The organism is Pseudomonas sp. LBUM1663 (genome assembly GCF_059695905.1).
Genome location: NZ_CP166792.1, coordinates 472,662 through 489,934, shown reverse-complemented (window position 1 = coordinate 489,934; position 17,273 = coordinate 472,662). Strand labels below are relative to the sequence as shown.

Sequence of the window (17,273 nt, the reverse complement as noted above, 5' to 3'; positions counted from 1 at the left end):
GCCCGGCGCGATCAGCACATTCGAAGCGAGTTTCCCTCATGAAAAGCCAACCCGATGCCGCCAGCCGTATGGTGGCCGAGGTAGTGACGCAATTGCCTGTGCCCTCGCGGCTCGGCATGCTGCGTTTCGAACGGCTGAATGAAGCTAGCTGGGCACTCCTGTTTCTCGATCCCAATTGCGAACGACAGTTTGGTCTGCCGGCCGTGGAGCTTTGTGCCCTGGTCGACTCACCTTACGCCAGCCTGATGGAGCCCGAAGCGCGCTATCAGCTGCACGACGCTATTCAGCAGCAACTCAGCGACAGCCCGCATTACCTGATCCGCTACAACCTGCACACCGCCAAAGGCTCCCTGAGCCTGCTCGAACTGGGTGAAGCCTACCGACAACACAATCGACACCTGCTGCGCGGCTACCTGATGGTCGTGGACGGCTTGTTCGAGGGTGAAGCACTGTTGCCGTCGCTGGACCTGGAAACCCAGAACTCGCGCCTGCAAATCGCGCTGGAACTCAATCAGCGCGCCCAGCTGGAGCAACTGCAGCATCTGGATCGGGTCCGCGCCCAGCAAGACTTGATCCTGCTGCTGACCCGTCAGCGCTACAGCACCAACAATTCCCTACAAGAAGCCGCCGAACTGATCACCCGCTGCGCCTGCGATATCTACGAAATCGACTGCGCGAGCCTGTGGAACCTCGAAGGCTCGCTGCTGGTGCCGATCTCGGCCTATCACCGCACCTCCGGGGAATACCAGCTGCCGGATCCGATCGACGTCAGCGGCTTCCCGGATTACCTCGATGCCTTGCACAGCAGCCGCGCTATCGATGCGCAAAACGCCATGCGCGACCCGCGTACCCGGGAGATGGCCGAACACCTGCGCCCGCGCGATGTGAACGCGATGCTCGACGCCAGTATCCGCGTCGACGGCCAGGTGGTTGGCGTGCTGTGCCTGGAACAGACCGGCGCGACCCGCGCCTGGCAGTCGGACGAAATCGCCTTCGCCGGCGAACTGGCCGATCAGTTCGCCCAAGTCATCAACAACCACAACCGCCGTACCGCCACGAGTGCCTTGCACCTGTTCCAGCGTGCGGTCGAGCAAAGCGCCAACGCCTTTTTGCTGGTCAATTGCGATGGCGTGGTGGAGTACGTCAACCCGAGCTTCACGGCGATCACCCAGTACAGCACCGAAGAAGTCCACGGCCAGCGGCTGTCGGAACTGCCGGCCCTGGAAAACCTCAGCGAGCTGCTGTTCGATGCGCCCTCGGCGCTGGCCAAGAGCAATAGCTGGCAGGGCGAGTTCAAGAGCCGCCGTAAAAACCTCGAACCCTACTGGGGCCAGTTGTCGATTTCCAAGGTCTACGGCGACAACCGCGAGCTGACGCATTACATCGGCATCTACGAAGACATCACCCAGACCAAGCTCGCCCAGCAGCGCATCGAGCGCCTGGCCTACACCGACAACCTGACCAACCTGGGCAACCGCCCGGCGTTCATCCGCAACCTCGACGAACGCTTCGCCCGGGACAGCGATACGCCGATCAGCCTGTTGCTGGTGGACATCGACAACTTCAAGCGCATCAACGACAGCCTCGGCCACCAGACCGGCGACAAACTGCTGATCAGCCTGGCCCGACGCCTGCGCAACAGCCTGAGCCCGAGTGGCAGCCTGGCGCGCTTCGCCAGTAACGAATTCGCCGTACTGCTCGACAACACCGACCTGGCGGTGGGCCAGCAAGTCGCCAACCAATTGCTGGCGACCCTCGACAAGCCGATGTTCGTCGACAACCAGTTGATCAGCGTGACCGGCTCCGTGGGCCTGGCCTGCGCGCCGCTGCACGGTCGCGATCCACAGACGTTGATGCGCAACGCCGGCCTGGCGCTGCACAAGGCCAAGGCCAACGGCAAACACCAGGTCCAGGTGTTTACCGAGGCGTTGAATGCCGAGGCCAGCTACAAGTTGTTCGTGGAAAACAACCTGCGCCGCGCCCTGACCCAGAATGAGTTGGATGTGTTCTATCAGCCCAAACTGTGCCTGCGCAGCGGTCGCCTGCTGGGCATGGAAGCGCTGCTGCGCTGGAACCACCCGGAAAAAGGCATGATCCGCCCGGACCAGTTCATCAGCGTCGCCGAAGAAACCGGCTTGATCATCCCCATCGGCAAATGGATCGCCCGCCAGGCCTGCCGCATGAGCAAAGACCTGACCGCCGCCGGCCTGGGCAATCTTCAGGTGGCGATCAACTTGTCGCCCAAGCAGTTCTCCGACCCTGACCTGGTGGCGTCCATCGCCAACATCCTCAAGGAAGAAGCGCTGCCGGCGAACCTGCTGGAACTTGAGCTGACCGAAGGCCTGCTGCTGGAAGCCACCGAAGACACCCACTTGCAGCTCGATCAGCTCAAGCGCCTGGGCCTGACCCTGGCCATGGACGACTTCGGCACCGGTTACTCGTCGCTCAGTTACCTGAAAAAATTCCCGATCGACATCATCAAGATCGATCGCAGCTTCATCCACGAAATCCCGGACAACCAGGACGACATGGAAATCACCTCCGCGGTGATCGCCATGGCCCACAACCTGAAACTCAAGGTTGTGGCGGAAGGCATCGAGACCGCCGAGCAGCTTGCGTTTTTGCGGCGTCACCGCTGCGATGTCGGCCAGGGCTACCTGTTCGACCGCCCCATCCCGGGCGCCGAGCTGATCGAAAAGCTCAAGCGCTACCCGCGCGGCCCGCTCGTCTGACCGCACACCGCAAAATCCCCTCTGAAACACCCGCAATCCCTGTGGCGAGGGGGCTTGCTCCCGTTTGAGTGCGCTGCACTCACAAGATCTTTGGTACCTCAGATATTTGGGGCTGCTTCGCAGCCCAACGGGCGCAAGCCCCATCGCCACAGGTTCGCTCCAACAGGGGTAGTGCGTAACCGGCCAGCATTGGGCAAACTGCGTGTCTGACAATTTACATTCAACCTGACTGAGGGGACTGATGATGGTCTTGCGCTCGGAAATCCTGGTGAACAAAAACGTGCTCCCTACTAAAGAACAAGCTCTGCCTGGCCGCGAAACCCCAATGAACCTGCCGGAAAAACACTTCGTCCACGACGCCCCGCTGCTGGGCCCGTTCGCGATGGACGTGGATTTCGCGATCTTCGGCCTGGGCTGCTTCTGGGGTGCGGAACGCAGGTTCTGGCAACGTGAAGGCGTGGTCAGCACGGTAGTGGGTTATGCAGGCGGTTTTACGCCGAACCCGACCTATGAAGAAGTTTGCTCGGGCCTGACCGGCCACAGCGAAGTGGTGCTGGTGGTCTACGAACCGGCAAAAGTCAGCTACGAAGAGCTGCTGAAAATGTTCTGGGAACTGCACAACCCGACCCAAGGCATGCGTCAGGGCAATGACATCGGCACGCAGTATCGCTCGGTGATCTATGCGACCAACCCGACGCAACTGGACGCCGCCAGGCACAGCAAGGACGTGTTCCAGACCGAGTTGACCAAGGCTGGGAAAGGAGAAATCACCACTGAAATCGACGAAGCGCCGACGGTCTACTTCGCCGAGGCGTATCACCAGCAGTACCTGGCGAAGAACCCTGAAGGGTATTGCGGGATTGGCGGCACGGGCGTGACCTGCCCGATCTGATTTAGCGCAACACCTGTGGCGAGGGAGCTTGCTCCCGCTCGGCTGCGAAGCAGTCGTAATTCGGTATGCAGGTTCTTACTGAAAGAACACCGAAACCGATTTTAGGGCCGCTTCGCGCCCCAGCGGGAGCAAGCTCCCTCGCCACAAATTACTCAGCAATCAACCAATCCATCTGCCACCCACCCTGGGTCTGCCCAAGCTTCTTGGACAACCACGGCAGCAACTCACGCAATTCCTCTTCCAGCCCCCACGGCGGATTCGCAATCGCCAACCCGGACCCGTTCAGACTGTTCGGCGTATCCAGCGGATGCACCAGCAACTCCACGCGCAACAACTTCGGCGCGCCCGTGCCGGCCAGATCCTGATAAAAACGACGCAACATGCGCTGGTCCTTCACCGGGTACCAGATCGCCGCCACGGTTTGGCGCATCCGGCCAATCGCTTCTTTCAACGACGCCGCGCACCGCTGCATCTCATCGAGCTGCTCGAACGGCGGATCAATCAACATCACCGCCCGCTTCTCCTGCACCGGCAACATCGCCCGCGGCACATGCCAGCCTTCGCCCAGATGCACCTTCACCCGACGGTCGCCGGCCATGTTGTCCTTGAGCAACACGCCATCCTCGGGGTGCTTCTCGTTAAGCATCACCCGATCCTGCGGCCGCGTCAGACGCCGCGCCAACTCCGGCGACCCCGGGTAATAGCGCAACTGGCCATCCGGGTTCATGTCGTGCAACACCTTCATGTAATCGGCAGTCAGTTCCGGCAAATCCGGCTGATCCCACAACCGCGCGATGCCTTCCAGGTACTCACCGGTACGGCTCGCCTGATCACCCTGCAAGTCATACAGACCAATGCCGGCGTGAGTGTCGAGATAGGCAAACGGCTGCTCCTTGCGCGACATCAAGGCGATGAGGCGGGTCAAAGTCAGGTGTTTGAACACATCGGCGTGATTGCCGGCATGGAAGGCGTGACGATAATTCATGATTGCTCCTGCGAAGGGCGGGAAGTTTACCTTGTACCGAGGCGAACGTCAGGGCTTCGCGGCTGAGCGGCCGGTCGCAACAGCCACAATCTCCGGCCGGACACAAAACCTGTGGCGAGGGGGCTTGCCCCCGTTGGGCTGCGAAGCAGCCCTAAAACCTGCCATCCGGAGATTCCTGACACCCCCGAATCCTCGGTCGACCACAAAAGATACTTACCAACGCCCTAGCGCTACACTGACCTCAACGTCCGATAGGAAGTCGAAAAACCAATGCGTATTCCAGCCATTTCTTTTTTATGCCTGCTGTATTCAGGCTTCGTCGCTTCTAACGAACAACACACCGAAGAAGCGCGTCAATCGTTAAAGAACTATGGCCTAAGTCACTGCATCTTGAAGCCATTCAATGAAAAGTCAGCATTAGAGAAAGACATCGGCCTGACCGCGGGCGCCTTCTCATTCGTGGGCAAAGGAATGCACACCATTCTTCAAAATGAAGACACGCTCCAGGTACTGCACGACCCCTACAAAAAAACAACTGACTACATATTAACGGCCTACAAACAGACATCCTCGACCAGCAAGCACTCCAGCCAAAGGATAGTGTTTTATGGGTGTTTGGAAGTTTACAACTCTGTGGCATTCGACCGCTTCATTAAGACTCAAGACCGGTTTATTTCCGACTAACGTCTGCGGCGAGGGAAAACCCATCGCCACAGAAGCAACTGGACGTTACTCCGAAGGCCGCGCCCTCAACCGCCGCCCCACTATATCCAGCACATCGCACCCATCCCGCAACGGAATGGCACACAGCAACGCAAAATCACTAAGAATGAACGACTCACACTCAACCGAACCGCGCATCGACATGTTCTCGAGCACCTGGGTCACGGCGCGAATTCGATAGTTGGCGGCGTCGTATAAAACATCCAGCGGCGCGTGGGTATCGACGAACAGCGTGGGCATGTCGGTGCAGTTGCTGGTGAGGGCCATGAAGCGGTTTTTGGGATGGGGGATTGGTTTTTCGTAGGGTGGATCGGGGTGAAGATTTTTCATAATTGAAACCTCTGGTAGTAATGGGCGCTACCATCGGCCTTCCTACAGGCTTGGGTGGCAGCTATACGCGGGGTAGGAATATCGAGACCAGAGAACTCGACCACACCGAAGCGTGCCCGCGCACAGCCGCCGCAACTGATCTTACGGACGCACGTTGATGGCCGCAATTCAGGTGTCGACGCCAAAGCGTCCTCTCTAGTATTGAAGGGTTCCTACACCCCATCACTGAATTTTCAGTGACGACCAGAGACTATCGATGGAGCACGCTTCCCACCAGTTCATGAAAGCCGCCACGACTTGAAGGAAACTTCCGACGACCTTGCCCAGAAATTTCGCTCAGAAAAGCAAACGTGGCGAACGGCTCCAATGAAGCTTGGCTTGATTTCGCCACCTGTTGAATCCACAACCTATAGCTGCCGCTCAGCAACGACAGAATTTGGCCCAGAGTGTGCAAAAACGCCTGCCACTCTCTTGCCGCCGACTTCAGACGGAACAGAACGCCAAGCTATCAAGATCGATCTCGGCGTAGCACCCCAAATCGCCCTTGTAGAGAAAAATCTTGGACACTCCTAGCTCGGATTGTAATAACTCAACAAGCTTTCTAAGGTTACCGTTTTTAGACATTGTAGTCGGACGCACTACTGTTGCCTGTCCGGGCTCGTCATCGTAAGTTCTGATCAGAAACACATTCTCCTCGCTCTGTATGCCGTAGTTATAACCACGGTACTCATATCCAATATCGTGGTCGACATCATCAAAGCGACTAGATTTCACTATCTTCAAAGCAGCAGTCCGTCAAATACCACTCATCAACATAAATGGTACGGATTAATTTGTTGAGCAAGGAATTTGAATAACTCGAAAAATCTAGCGTTCATTATTCTGCATCCTGAGCCTTAGTTTAAGTACTAACCCTCACCAAGTTGAAAAGTCCTCCTGACTCGCCTTATACAGATCATCAACCCACGCTTCGGACAATTTGACGTACACATCCTCAAAAAACGCCTTTGGATCTTTCATTTCATTCCACCCAAGAGGAAGCGAGGAATGAGACCTCGAATTATGCTCCAAAATTTCAGCAAACACACTCGAGTCACCATCAAGAGCCTCTCTCAACACAAAGAACAAAAAAAACTTGTGCCGATAACTCAACGCAGCGAAGCGCTTGATAATAAACCGGGATATTAAAAATTCTCTATCTGAAGGACACTCAGGATCGTACGCCGACAACTCAACCCCAAGACTCTCCTCGCGATCATATATATCGAACCCACCGAGAAAGTGCTCTACACTTGGATTATATGGAACGTTCAGATACGGATGCATCAGCATTAAATTTTCTCTACCGGATAAAGCGCTATAGGCTGCAATGTCTCAAAGTCGAATTTCATTTCAAAGGCATTCATCTGAGGAATGAAACGCGGATTGGCTGGATCTGAAGGATTAGGCTCATATCCCTCACCTACATTTTCAGCCTCCACTCTTACTAACAAATTTCCTTTACTATCCTCCCCAGTAAAACGAGACATTTTTCTAGCCTCCCTTGTCATCGCTTCATTATAAGCATTCAACTGCGCTCTATGGCTTATAAACCTAGAGCTTGGAACGGCTCTCCACCTCTTGCTTTCACCATTAAGTTCGCAGCAAGTGGTTTGTTGCTGAATAGCAGAAACCGAACGATCTGCCCAACTTTTATACATAGCTCGCAGTGTAGAAATCAATTTTTTAATAGGCATTAATAACGTCATTTTTCAAAAAACCGACCATAACTGGACACAATAGAATACGGACCAAAAAGAGGACGGATTTATTTGTTGCTTTTGTTGGTCTGCCCGCGAATTGAGAATATCTCCATCCCCCGCCGCTCAAAAATCCGGCACCAAAATCAGAAAGCCACATCAATACGAATCACATTTATTTTAATAAATTTTTGGTTAAAAAACGGGTAGTCATAATGAATATCTTGAGCATCGAAATCAATAAAAGATCTTAATACAGCACCATCTAAATAGCCCGCCACCACACATGAAAAACTGTCGTCCTCCATTTCAACTCCGACATATTCATCCAGACTTACTTCCATGCCGACGCTGTCAGGCAAAACCATTTCAAACTCAACCTCGTAAGTTTTACCGACTTCAACTTTAAATGGACAGTAGTTAATAAAGCATTGGACTATTACGCCATTGACAAGCAAAACAACCGCCTCTTCGACGATCTCGTCAATCTCCATGACAAACGCACTATACTTATTAGTCATTTACTGGCCTCAACTCGTTATCCTTTGCATCACCGTTTAACATTTTCCAGAAATCCTTTCCACTTTTGACATGCAGGGTCGTGATATCGCCATTATTATTAGTACCGACAAATGCAAACTTTGTATCACCATTCCTCTGTGAATTTCCCAGCAGTTGCAAATAGGCGACTCTAACTTCTCCTTCATACGGATATTTCACTTTTATGCCTTGGTCCACTACATCACGAGAAATTTGTAGGTATTCCTCTTTGCTCTGAGCGTCGAACTCTTTTTTCCCGTGTTTTTTATAATGAAGGTCAAGCTTTTCATCATTCCTAAAATTTTTAGGACGCGACTTCGCGCTTGGAGTTTTTACCTCACCGCCATCAACAACCGTCTCACTAACATCATCCGGCGCCCCACACCCAGGCTTATTCGGTGGCGGGCAACTCCCGCTCAACCCCAACGGATCAACCCACCCCGTCGGATTCGGCGTGTACTGGTACTGATTCAGCCCACCCGCCAACTTCACCGGGTCCGGCGTCAGGTACCGTCCAATCTCCGGATCATAGTACCGATGCCGGTTGTAGTGCAGACCGCTCTCCGCATCAAAGTACTGCCCCTGAAACCGCAACGGTTGTTCAAGCTGCTCGCCCCCGCCGAACGCCTGCTGCGTAACTTTGCCGTAGGCGTTGTACTTCGCCGACCACACGATCTCGCCACCAAAATCGGTCAGTTCCTGCGGCGTGCCGAGGTGATCGAGTTGGTAGTAGAACGGGCAAGCCTTGCGCGGGCCTTTGCCGTCGAGCAGGGCGAGGGGGCGGAAGCTGCCGGGTTCGTAGACGTAGCTGCGGTAGTGTTCGCGGCTGCTTTCGGCGATGAGATTGTCGCCTTGCCAGAAGAACTCGGTGGTGTTGCCGTCGATGGTTTTGGCGATGCGGCGGCCGAAGGCGTCGTAGCGGTAACTTGAGCAGCGGCCGTCCGGGGCCGTGACGCCGACCAATCGGTGTTGGCAGTCGTAGCGGTATTCGGTGACGAGTTTTTGCGCGGTGCCGCGGCGTTCGCGGATGAGGTTGCCGAAGGCGTCGTAGTCGTAATGCCGGTCGCCCTGCATCAGCAGGCGATTACCTTTAACGGTCGCCAAACCGGGCCGATCCTGCATCAGCAGGTTGCCCGCCGGGTCGTGGGCGAAGCTTTCCGGCGGGTCGTCGCGGGTGTGGCGCACGCGGGTCAGACGGTTGAGCGGGTCGTAGTGGTAGTTGCGTTGGCCGTGGCGGGTGTCGGCGATGTTGTCTAAATTGCCGTTGGCGCTGTAGGCATAGTCGCGGCGATACAGCGTTTGCTGCTGCTGTCTGACAGCATGGGCCTTCAATCGGCCCTGATCGTCGTAGGCATATTCGCTAAGCAGTTGGCCTTGCTGACGTTGCTGCTCGCGACCGAAGGTAAATTGGTGGGTGGTGAGCCGCGCGCCGTTGAGGTCAATGGCGGTCAGCGCGCCGCCCTTGGCGTGGTGGTAATCGAGTTTGCTGCCGTCCGGCAGGCGCAGGCGATTGAGCTGGCCGCAGGCGTCGTAGCCATAACGGAGCGTGCCCCACCCCTGATGCTCGGTGATCAGGCGGTCCTGTTGGTCGTACTCGAATTCCAACGGATGGTCGTGGCCGTCATCGACACCGATCAGTCGGCCGAGGCTGTCGTAGCGGTATTCGACCTTGATGCCGTCGGGCAGCGTCTTGACCAGCAACCGCCCTGCCGAGTCCCGCTCATAGACCGTGATCAACTGCGAGCCGTCGTCGCCGAACTCGGTTTTTTCCAGCAGGTGGCCGTTGAGGTCGTAGGCATACGCCGTGCGTTGTCCGTCGAAGCCGGTTTCCTGTCGGATCAATCCGTTGGGCGTGTAGTCCAGCTGATATTTTTCGCCGGATTCGTTTTCGATCTCGGTAAGAAGCAGCTGCGCGTTGTCGTAGCGATACTTGAGCTGGGTGCCATCGGCATTGATTCGGCGGCTGACCAGATGCAGATCGTCGACGTATTCGTAGCGCGTAACGCGGCCCAGTTCGTCGCGTTCGGCGGTGATTTTTCCGTAAGCGTTGTAGGTAAAGGCTCGAACGGCACCGGTAGGCAGCGTGGTCTGGATCAGTCGGCCGATGGCATCCCATTGGGACTTTGTGACCGCGCCGTGTTCGTCCTGCCGGGTAATCTGCCGCCCAAGCGCATCGTAGGAAAACCGCCGTACACCACCGTCCGGCAGCGTCTCTTCGACCAGTTGCCCCAAGCCATTCCAGACGAACACATGCCGACTGGTGTCCGGGTAGCGGATCGACAGCAACTGACCTTTGTCGTCGTAGTAATAGTGGGTGACATGGCCGTCGGGATCGGTCGCTTCGGTGACATCGCCCTGGGCATTGCGCTGATATTTCCACACGGCTTTGCCGCGATAACGGGCGTGCAGGAAAACGTTGCGGTACTCGTAGGACGTCGGCTCGTCTGCCGGGGGAATCAGCGCCACGAGGCGTCCGACTTCGTCGTAGCGGTATTCGGTGACGGCGCCAAGCGGGTCTTGCTCGGTAATCAATCGGCCTTGGTCGTCGTAGGCCTTGAGGTGTTCGCCGCCATCCAGTTCGACCTTGCGCATCAGCCGCGCTCGGTCGTCATGGACGTAAACCTCTTCGCTGCCATCGATGTTGTGGACGGTGACGCTGCCCTCGTCATCCCAGGCATAGCGCGCATCCATCTGCGCAAACGAGGCCCAGTGGCGGATGCATCGGGCAGCCTTGCCGGACCTTTCCCACTCCCAGAAGAAACTCGTCCCACCGGCCAGTTGCCGCTGAAGAATGACGTGCTGATCGTCGTAGTCGTAGCGCTCGCTTTCGCCGGCGGCGTTGGAGGCCTCGATGAGTTGGTCGCGTTCGTCGTAGCGGTAACCGACCAGGGTCTGCTCGGTCTGCCACGCTTCTTCGAGGGTTTGGGCCGGGACAAAAATCTGATAGTCGACGGCAACCAGATGGTTGCGTTCATAGCGCAACAGCAGGGCGCGGCCGGCGCCGTTGTCGAGGCGTTGGATGCGGCCAAGGCGGTCGCGGGTGATGCGCAGGCGGTTGTCGTAAGCGTCGCTGATGGTTGTGAGAAAACCATTATGAAAATGGTAGAAACGTGCTTCTTCGCCGGCCTGGGCGAGGATCAGTTCTTCGGGTTCGTTACCCCGATAAATCGCGGCGCGCGAGAGGCTGTTGTGGATCGCTGGGCGTTCGCTGTTGGGCAGAGGGAAAGTGGTGCGACGGTTTTCGTGGTCGATCCAGATGACCGTTTCACCGTCGATTTCCAGTCGATGGGATAACGAATGGCTCCAGCCGAATCCGAGGCCGGTATCGATTTCGGCAGCGCTGGTGCGGTAGAGCCGGGTGAAGTCGAACGGCAGGATGCCGTCCAGCGAACCGTCGGTGAGGGTGAGTAGTTCTTCACCGGTGACCATCGAGACCGGACATTTGTTGGTGGCGGTTTTATCGACGGAATCGGCGCTGTCGCCGTTGGGGTTTTTTGCCTGATCCGGAACGTTGTCGTGGTGCTCGTTTTGCTTGAGCGTGGTGTTGCGCTTGGCATCCCAACGCAGTTGCATGCGACCTTGTTTGAGACCCGCGGCCACACCGCGCGCGGCTACTTTTTTGTATCGATCAACATAAGTAATGAAGCTGTTGATAATGCTGAAGATCGCTTTGACGAAACCCACTACTGCATCGACGATCCGGGCGCCGTAGCTGGCAAGGCGCATACCCAAATAGGCAATGCCTGCACCTGCGCCCGCAAAAGTCAGAACAACCCCGATCAGAATATCGATAAGCAGTTGCACCACCACGGTTGAAATCGCTTCGGCGGTTTTGCCGGCGATTTCGCTGGGGGGCAGCATCTCCAACCAGAGGCTGGCCGTGCGCAGCAACACACAGAGGGCTGCTTCATCACTAATCAGCAGCTGGACCTTTTCCATCGTTGCCGGAAATTTTTCCGCCAGCTCGGCAAGTTGGTCGGCGCCGCTACCCAAGCGGTCAACGAACTTTCGTGGATCCTGAAGAATGTCCGAGAGCAGGCTGATGCTGTCCCATACACCAATCACCGCCGCCCAACTTCCCGCGAGTATTCCATTACCAGCGGCCACAAAAGTCGACTTCGACCATTGCGGCTTGAAGCCTTCCCACTCCTTGCGCAGCCAACTTTCCAGCTCTTGAGTCAGGCCATCGTAAGAGGAGAACAGATCCTCAATTTGATCCGATGAAACTTCACGCTCGACATGAACGCGATAGAACTTGCCGGCCGTGCCTTTGAATTGTCCTTTACCATTTTCATCGAGCGTGACCGACTTGCTCTCTCCACCATCACTGGCAATCACCTCGACCGAAATATTCCCCAACGGGATGTCATAGACCGATTCAAACTTGCTCTCGATCTCAAGAATTCCATTCGCAGGACACCGCGCCAAACCCGAGAAAAAATCATCGTCGCGACTACTCACCGCGGTAGTCGAATCGCCAAGCTTTATCAGCCGCTCCATGTCCAACAGCGAAGGCATGTCCATCGCCCGACTGACCTTGTCCGCATTCCGGCTCAAGAATTCGCCAAGCTGCTCGCGATACAAAACCAACGTGTCTTTAAAACCGTCGAGCTCCTGCTCGATGCGCACAATCTGATCCATCAGTTCAGCTCCGCCATCAGGTAATCAGCCAAGGCTTGTTTCGGTGCTTGAGGCAAGTCAGGCGCTTGCAGAAAGATCACCACCTTGTGCCGCAACACATGCTCAGAAAACGCCTCAAAAAGATCAGGACGGTCCTCGCTCAACCACTTCATCAAGTTGTTGATGCGGGTTGTCGCGGACTCGGCGGCGAGGTCTTCGAGCAGCGATTCGGAAACTTCCCACCACGGAAAAACCCTGGAAGTTTTCAATGCACTTCCGCCGATATCGAGCGGCTGCCCATTGATCAAACAGCGGTCAATCACCGGCATTAATTGCGTAGGGTTTACGTCGGCAGACTGAAGAATCGGCAACAGATAACGCCCATCCCAGAAGCGGAAAAACACCGCATTACCGTTGGGCAATAGCACTTGAGTGAGGCTGCGCAGATGCTCGACCAATGCATCTTGAGAGGCAGAAGAAACCGCCAGCCAACCCCAGTCGCGAGACTCGGTCGTGGCAACCCACTCCAGAAACTCACCCTCAGCCGAGACGATTCCGACGTAGGGCATGACCGGCTCCCACTCGGCGTAAGCGGTGTCGGCCCAGATCGGATTAGGCGCTTGAGCGGCGACTGACTGCCGCCACGCTTTGAACGGCTCAGCCGTGCTGGCATTGCTGAAGATCGCGAACAGTTGTTCCGACGGTTTCAGTGGCTGCCGTTCCAGCCATTCACGAGGTGACAAGCAATCAGGCAGCACAGACACCGTCCTTGCAGCGCTCGCATTCTTCGCAGAACGGCGCATCGCTTTGCAGGCTCATGATCTGTGCGGCACTCAGCACCGCTGCCGGGGCGGCGACGAGTTTCAACGGAGTATTTGGCGACACTGGCTCAGCGGCCATCGGCGGCATCAACGCACCACCGACCTGAATCGGCACGCTGCTGAAAATTCCACCAGGACCGATGTTGATCCACTGCCCACCCGCCTGAATCGTCGCGCTGGCACCACCATCGATGACCACTTGCTGGCCGGCGCTGACATGGAATTGCTGACTGGCGGTGAGTGCCTGGCTGGTGACGCGGATGTGCCGGTCGCCCATCACCACCAGATGATCGTCGAGCTTCACTTCGGTCTGTCGCTGGCCATGGGTGATGCGTTGTTCGTCAGCCTTCAGCTCATGGCGAGCGGTCCCCGTGACGACGATGCTGCGCTGGTTATCGACCTGCACCTGTTGATCATTCAACACATGCTGCGTCCAGTTTCGCTGGGCGCGCAGGTAGATTTCCTCGGCGCCTTTGCGATCCTCGATGCGCAATTCGTTGTAACCGCCGCCGCCCGGACTACTTTGGCTGCGGAAAATACTGCGGGTCTTGTCGGCGGGCAGATCCAGCGGCACCGGTGTTGCAGCGTTGGGCAGGCAACCCATTACCAGCGGTTTGTCGGCATCGGCGTCGATGAAACCCACCAGCACTTCCATGCCGACTCGCGGGATCAGCACGCTGCCGTAATGGTCGTGGGCCCAACCGGTAGCCACGCGCAGCCAGCAACTGGAATGCTCGTTGAGCTGACCGTCGCGGTCCCAGGCGAGCTGGACCTTGACCCGACCGAACTCATCGCAATGGATTTCGCTGTCGACCGGGCCGGTGACCACCGCCGGTTGGTAACCGAGCATGCGGGGCTTTTCCGGCCCCAGCGGTGGGCGAAACGAAACGTCCCACGGCGTCGCCAGAAACGTATTGCGGTAACCCTGGAAATCGTCCGGGTCGTCGCTGGTGGCGGACTCTTCCAGCACTTGCGGTTGTCGGCCACGGTGTTCAATGCCAGTGATCAGCCACAGATCGTTCCACGCCTGACGCGGGTGCTCGGCAAGGTGCAGGAAATGTCCGCTGACCAAGGCCGCATCGTCGCCACGGCCTTCGGCTTGGCGGAAGTCCGCGTTGTGCCGCTCCAGTGCTCGCTGCGTTAGCTGTTTGCCATGCTCGCGGTCGGTGAATTGACCGGGAAAGTGGTAATCCTCCAGCACCGGACGCTGCTCGCTATCAACACGGCTTTCAAGGGTCAGACGCGGTTTCTGGAAGTCGTAATCGCGACGGTTGACCGCTGTGGTGCGGGTCTCCAGGCGAACGTTGAAACGCTTGATGGCCGGCGCGTCCGCTGCCATGCCGCTGCCCGGCAGGTACAACGTCGGCTCGGGCAGGCGCGGGAATACCGTTTGGTCATCGCCAAACACCAGCAGATGCCCGTCGGGGCTGTGCTGGAAGTGGTAATGAATGCCGATTTCGGCACACAGGCGCTGGATAAACGCGAGGTCGCTTTCGGCGTATTGCACGCAGTACTCGCGCGGTGAATAGTCGCTGCCGAGTTGAAATTCGAAGGCATCGCGCTGGATGCCATGGTCCTTGAGGACCTGCGCGATGATCGCCGGCACGCTTTTGTGCTGGAAGATCCGCTGGTTGATGCGCTGACTGAGGTAGGTCAGTCGCGGTACGAGACTGATTTGATAGCCCGTCAGACGTTTCCCGGAATCGCTTTGACCGACGCGAAAGATCTGACCGTGTATGCCGCAACCTTGTGCATCGAAACTCAGAAAGGCCTGACGATGCAGCAGGCTTTCGAGCTCGATGTCCGGCCGGTCGCTGACCAGTTCCAGGTCGAAACGGTAGGGTTGGCTGATGGCTTCCGTGCCCGTGAACTCAAGCACCTTGAGCTCAATCTGGACGCCGTCGATCGTCAACGTGAAACGCGGTTGATTGGCAGGAGCGAACATCCGATGTGTCTCTGCAGAATGAGGGCGGGCGATTCTGCATGAGCGACAAGGGGTGTTGAGGGAGGGACAGGAAAATCAGATTTTCCCTACTTTTTTAGGGATTTGTCCTTCAAAAGTTGGGATGTTTGGCTACAGACATTTCCTGCAAACCAAAAAAAACGGCCCGCCTCCATAAGGAAGCGGGCCGTTTTGATGTTCGGCGAACGGTCAGAGCATCAGCTCATTCCGATCACTTGTTCAGGCGGAAATCAGCTTCGGCAGCGGCGAAACGCTGAAGCATGCCGTGAGTCGGCGCGCCCAGTTTGCTGACGATGTAGATCGCCAGGCTGGCGAAGATGAAACCAGGGATGATTTCGTACAGGCCCAGCAGCTCGAAGTGTTTCCACACGATCACGGTGATCGCGCCGACCAGGATGCCGGCCAGTGCGCCGTTGCGGGTCATGTCTTTCCAGATCACGGAGATCAGGACAACCGGACCGAACGCAGCACCGAAACCTGCCCAGGCGTAGCTGACCAGACCCAGTACGCGGTTTTCCGGGTTAGCGGCCAACGCGATTGCGATCAGGGCAACCAGCAGCACCATGGCGCGGCCGACCCAGACCAGTTCAACCTGGGAAGCGGTTTTACGCAGGAAGGTTTTGTAGAAGTCTTCGGTCAGGGCGCTCGAGCACACCAGCAACTGGCAGCTCAGGGTGCTCATGACGGCAGCCAGAATGGCCGACAGCAGTACACCGGCAACCCATGGGTTGAACAGGATTTTCGCCAGCTCGATGAACACACGCTCGTGGTTTTCGGTCACAGGACCGGCCAGTTCAGGGTGCGCCGAGAAGTACGCGATACCAAAGAAACCTACAGCGACGGTGCCGCCCAGGCACAGGATCATCCAGGCCATGGAGATGCGACGTGCTTTAGCAATCGACTTGACCGAATCCGCCGCCATGAAGCGCGCGAGGATGTGCGGCTGGCCGAAGTAGCCCAGGCCCCAGCCCATCAGCGAGATGATGCCGATGAAGGTGGTGTTTTTCAGCATGTCGAAGTTGCTGGCGTCCTGCGCTTCAATGGCCAGGAACGTGGTATCGACGCCGCCGGTGGCCAGCAGCACGATGATCGGCGTCAGCAACAGGGCGAAGATCATCAGCGTGGCTTGTACGGTGTCCGTCCAGCTCACGGCCAGGAAACCGCCGACGAAGGTGTAGGCAATCGTCGCCGCAGCACCGGCCCACAGTGCAGTCTCGTAGGACATGCCGAAGGTGCTTTCGAACAGACGGGCGCCGGCCACGATGCCGGAAGCGCAGTAGATGGTGAAGAACACCAGGATCACGATGGCAGAGATGATCCGCAGCAGGCCGCTTTTGTCTTCAAAGCGGCTGGAGAAGTAATCCGGCAGGGTCAATGCATCGCCGTTGTGCTCGGTCTGCACGCGCAGACGGCCGGCGACGAACAGCCAGTTCAGGTAAGCACCGATGATCAGACCGATGGCGATCCAGCTTTCGGAAAGACCGGACATGTAGATAGCGCCCGGCAGGCCCATCAACAACCAGCCGCTCATGTCGGAGGCGCCGGCGGACAATGCAGTCACGACGCTGCCCAGACTGCGACCGCCCAGAATGTAGTCAGAAAGGTTGTTGGTGGAGCGATAGGCCATAAAGCCGATCAGCACCATTGCTGCGATGTAGATCACGAACGTGATCAGAGTTGGATTGCTAACGCTCATTAAGTTTCGCCCTGGCTTTGTTTTTATGTAGCGGCGGCTGGTGAACCGCGCGCAAACGACGACGTTTGACAGACGATTTCAGGTCCCACGCATTTATGACTGATGTTTCCCCAGGAAAGCCATCAGCCGGTACACCTGTCTTTTATGACCGGTTGCACCTTGGCCGCGAATGCTATTCAACAAAGCAAATAAGGTGCAACCCATTTTTTGAGAATAAGTTGCACCTAGTCGG

Annotated in this window: 12 protein-coding genes; 3 read left to right on the top strand and 9 right to left on the bottom strand. The window is 56.9% G+C overall.

Features of this window, described 5'->3' with window-relative positions:
• The first annotated feature begins 38 nt into the window (after positions 1–38).
• Positions 39–2,732: a sensor domain-containing phosphodiesterase gene (locus ACA075_RS02225; RefSeq protein WP_497297104.1), complete on the top strand. Its 2,694-nt coding sequence runs from the start codon at positions 39–41 to the stop codon at positions 2,730–2,732.
• A 244-nt stretch (positions 2,733–2,976) separates the two neighbouring features.
• Entirely contained in the window at positions 2,977–3,624 is a 648-nt protein-coding gene (msrA, locus tag ACA075_RS02220; protein WP_497299188.1) for a peptide-methionine (S)-S-oxide reductase MsrA, read from the top strand.
• A gap of 148 nt (positions 3,625–3,772) precedes the next feature.
• Here msrA and ACA075_RS02215 read toward each other — a convergent pair whose 3' ends face one another.
• Positions 3,773–4,609, bottom strand: coding sequence for a 23S rRNA (adenine(2030)-N(6))-methyltransferase RlmJ (locus ACA075_RS02215; protein WP_008025084.1), 837 nt, complete (start codon positions 4,607–4,609; stop codon positions 3,773–3,775).
• A gap of 270 nt (positions 4,610–4,879) precedes the next feature.
• Between ACA075_RS02215 and ACA075_RS02210 the strand changes: the two genes are divergently transcribed.
• Positions 4,880–5,293 (top strand): T6SS amidase immunity protein Tai4 family protein, encoded by a 414-nt coding sequence (locus ACA075_RS02210; protein ID WP_497297103.1) that lies wholly within the window; start codon positions 4,880–4,882, stop codon positions 5,291–5,293.
• Between the two features lie 45 nt (positions 5,294–5,338).
• Here the strand turns inward: ACA075_RS02210 and ACA075_RS02205 are convergent, their stop codons facing one another.
• From ACA075_RS02205 to putP, 8 genes are all read right to left on the bottom strand, one after another.
• Complete coding sequence (locus ACA075_RS02205) at positions 5,339–5,662, bottom strand: hypothetical protein (RefSeq protein WP_497297102.1); 324 nt, start codon at positions 5,660–5,662, stop codon at positions 5,339–5,341.
• Between the two features lie 915 nt (positions 5,663–6,577).
• Positions 6,578–6,994, bottom strand: coding sequence for a hypothetical protein (locus ACA075_RS02200; protein ID WP_497297101.1), 417 nt, complete (start codon positions 6,992–6,994; stop codon positions 6,578–6,580).
• Positions 6,994–7,398: a hypothetical protein gene (locus tag ACA075_RS02195; protein ID WP_497297100.1), complete on the bottom strand. Its 405-nt coding sequence runs from the start codon at positions 7,396–7,398 to the stop codon at positions 6,994–6,996. The genes ACA075_RS02200 and ACA075_RS02195 overlap by 1 nt, the downstream gene beginning before the upstream one ends.
• Before the next feature lie 149 nt (positions 7,399–7,547).
• Entirely contained in the window at positions 7,548–7,922 is a 375-nt protein-coding gene (locus ACA075_RS02190) for a UCP019853 family protein (protein WP_497297099.1), read from the bottom strand.
• Entirely contained in the window at positions 7,915–12,582 is a 4,668-nt protein-coding gene (locus tag ACA075_RS02185; RefSeq protein WP_497297098.1) for an RHS repeat-associated core domain-containing protein, read from the bottom strand. The genes ACA075_RS02190 and ACA075_RS02185 overlap by 8 nt, the downstream gene beginning before the upstream one ends.
• Positions 12,582–13,319 carry a DUF4123 domain-containing protein gene (locus tag ACA075_RS02180; RefSeq protein WP_497297097.1) on the bottom strand — a complete coding sequence of 246 codons (738 nt, stop codon included), beginning with the start codon at positions 13,317–13,319 and terminating at the stop codon, positions 12,582–12,584. Before ACA075_RS02180 ends, ACA075_RS02185 begins: the two co-directional genes overlap by 1 nt.
• A complete protein-coding gene (locus ACA075_RS02175; RefSeq protein WP_497297096.1) occupies positions 13,309–15,327 on the bottom strand; it encodes a type VI secretion system Vgr family protein in 2,019 nt (672 codons plus the stop codon). Before ACA075_RS02175 ends, ACA075_RS02180 begins: the two co-directional genes overlap by 11 nt.
• 229 nt (positions 15,328–15,556) lie before the next feature.
• Complete coding sequence (gene putP / locus ACA075_RS02170; protein ID WP_497297094.1) at positions 15,557–17,041, bottom strand: sodium/proline symporter PutP; 1,485 nt, start codon at positions 17,039–17,041, stop codon at positions 15,557–15,559.
• Positions 17,042–17,273 lie beyond the last annotated feature (232 nt).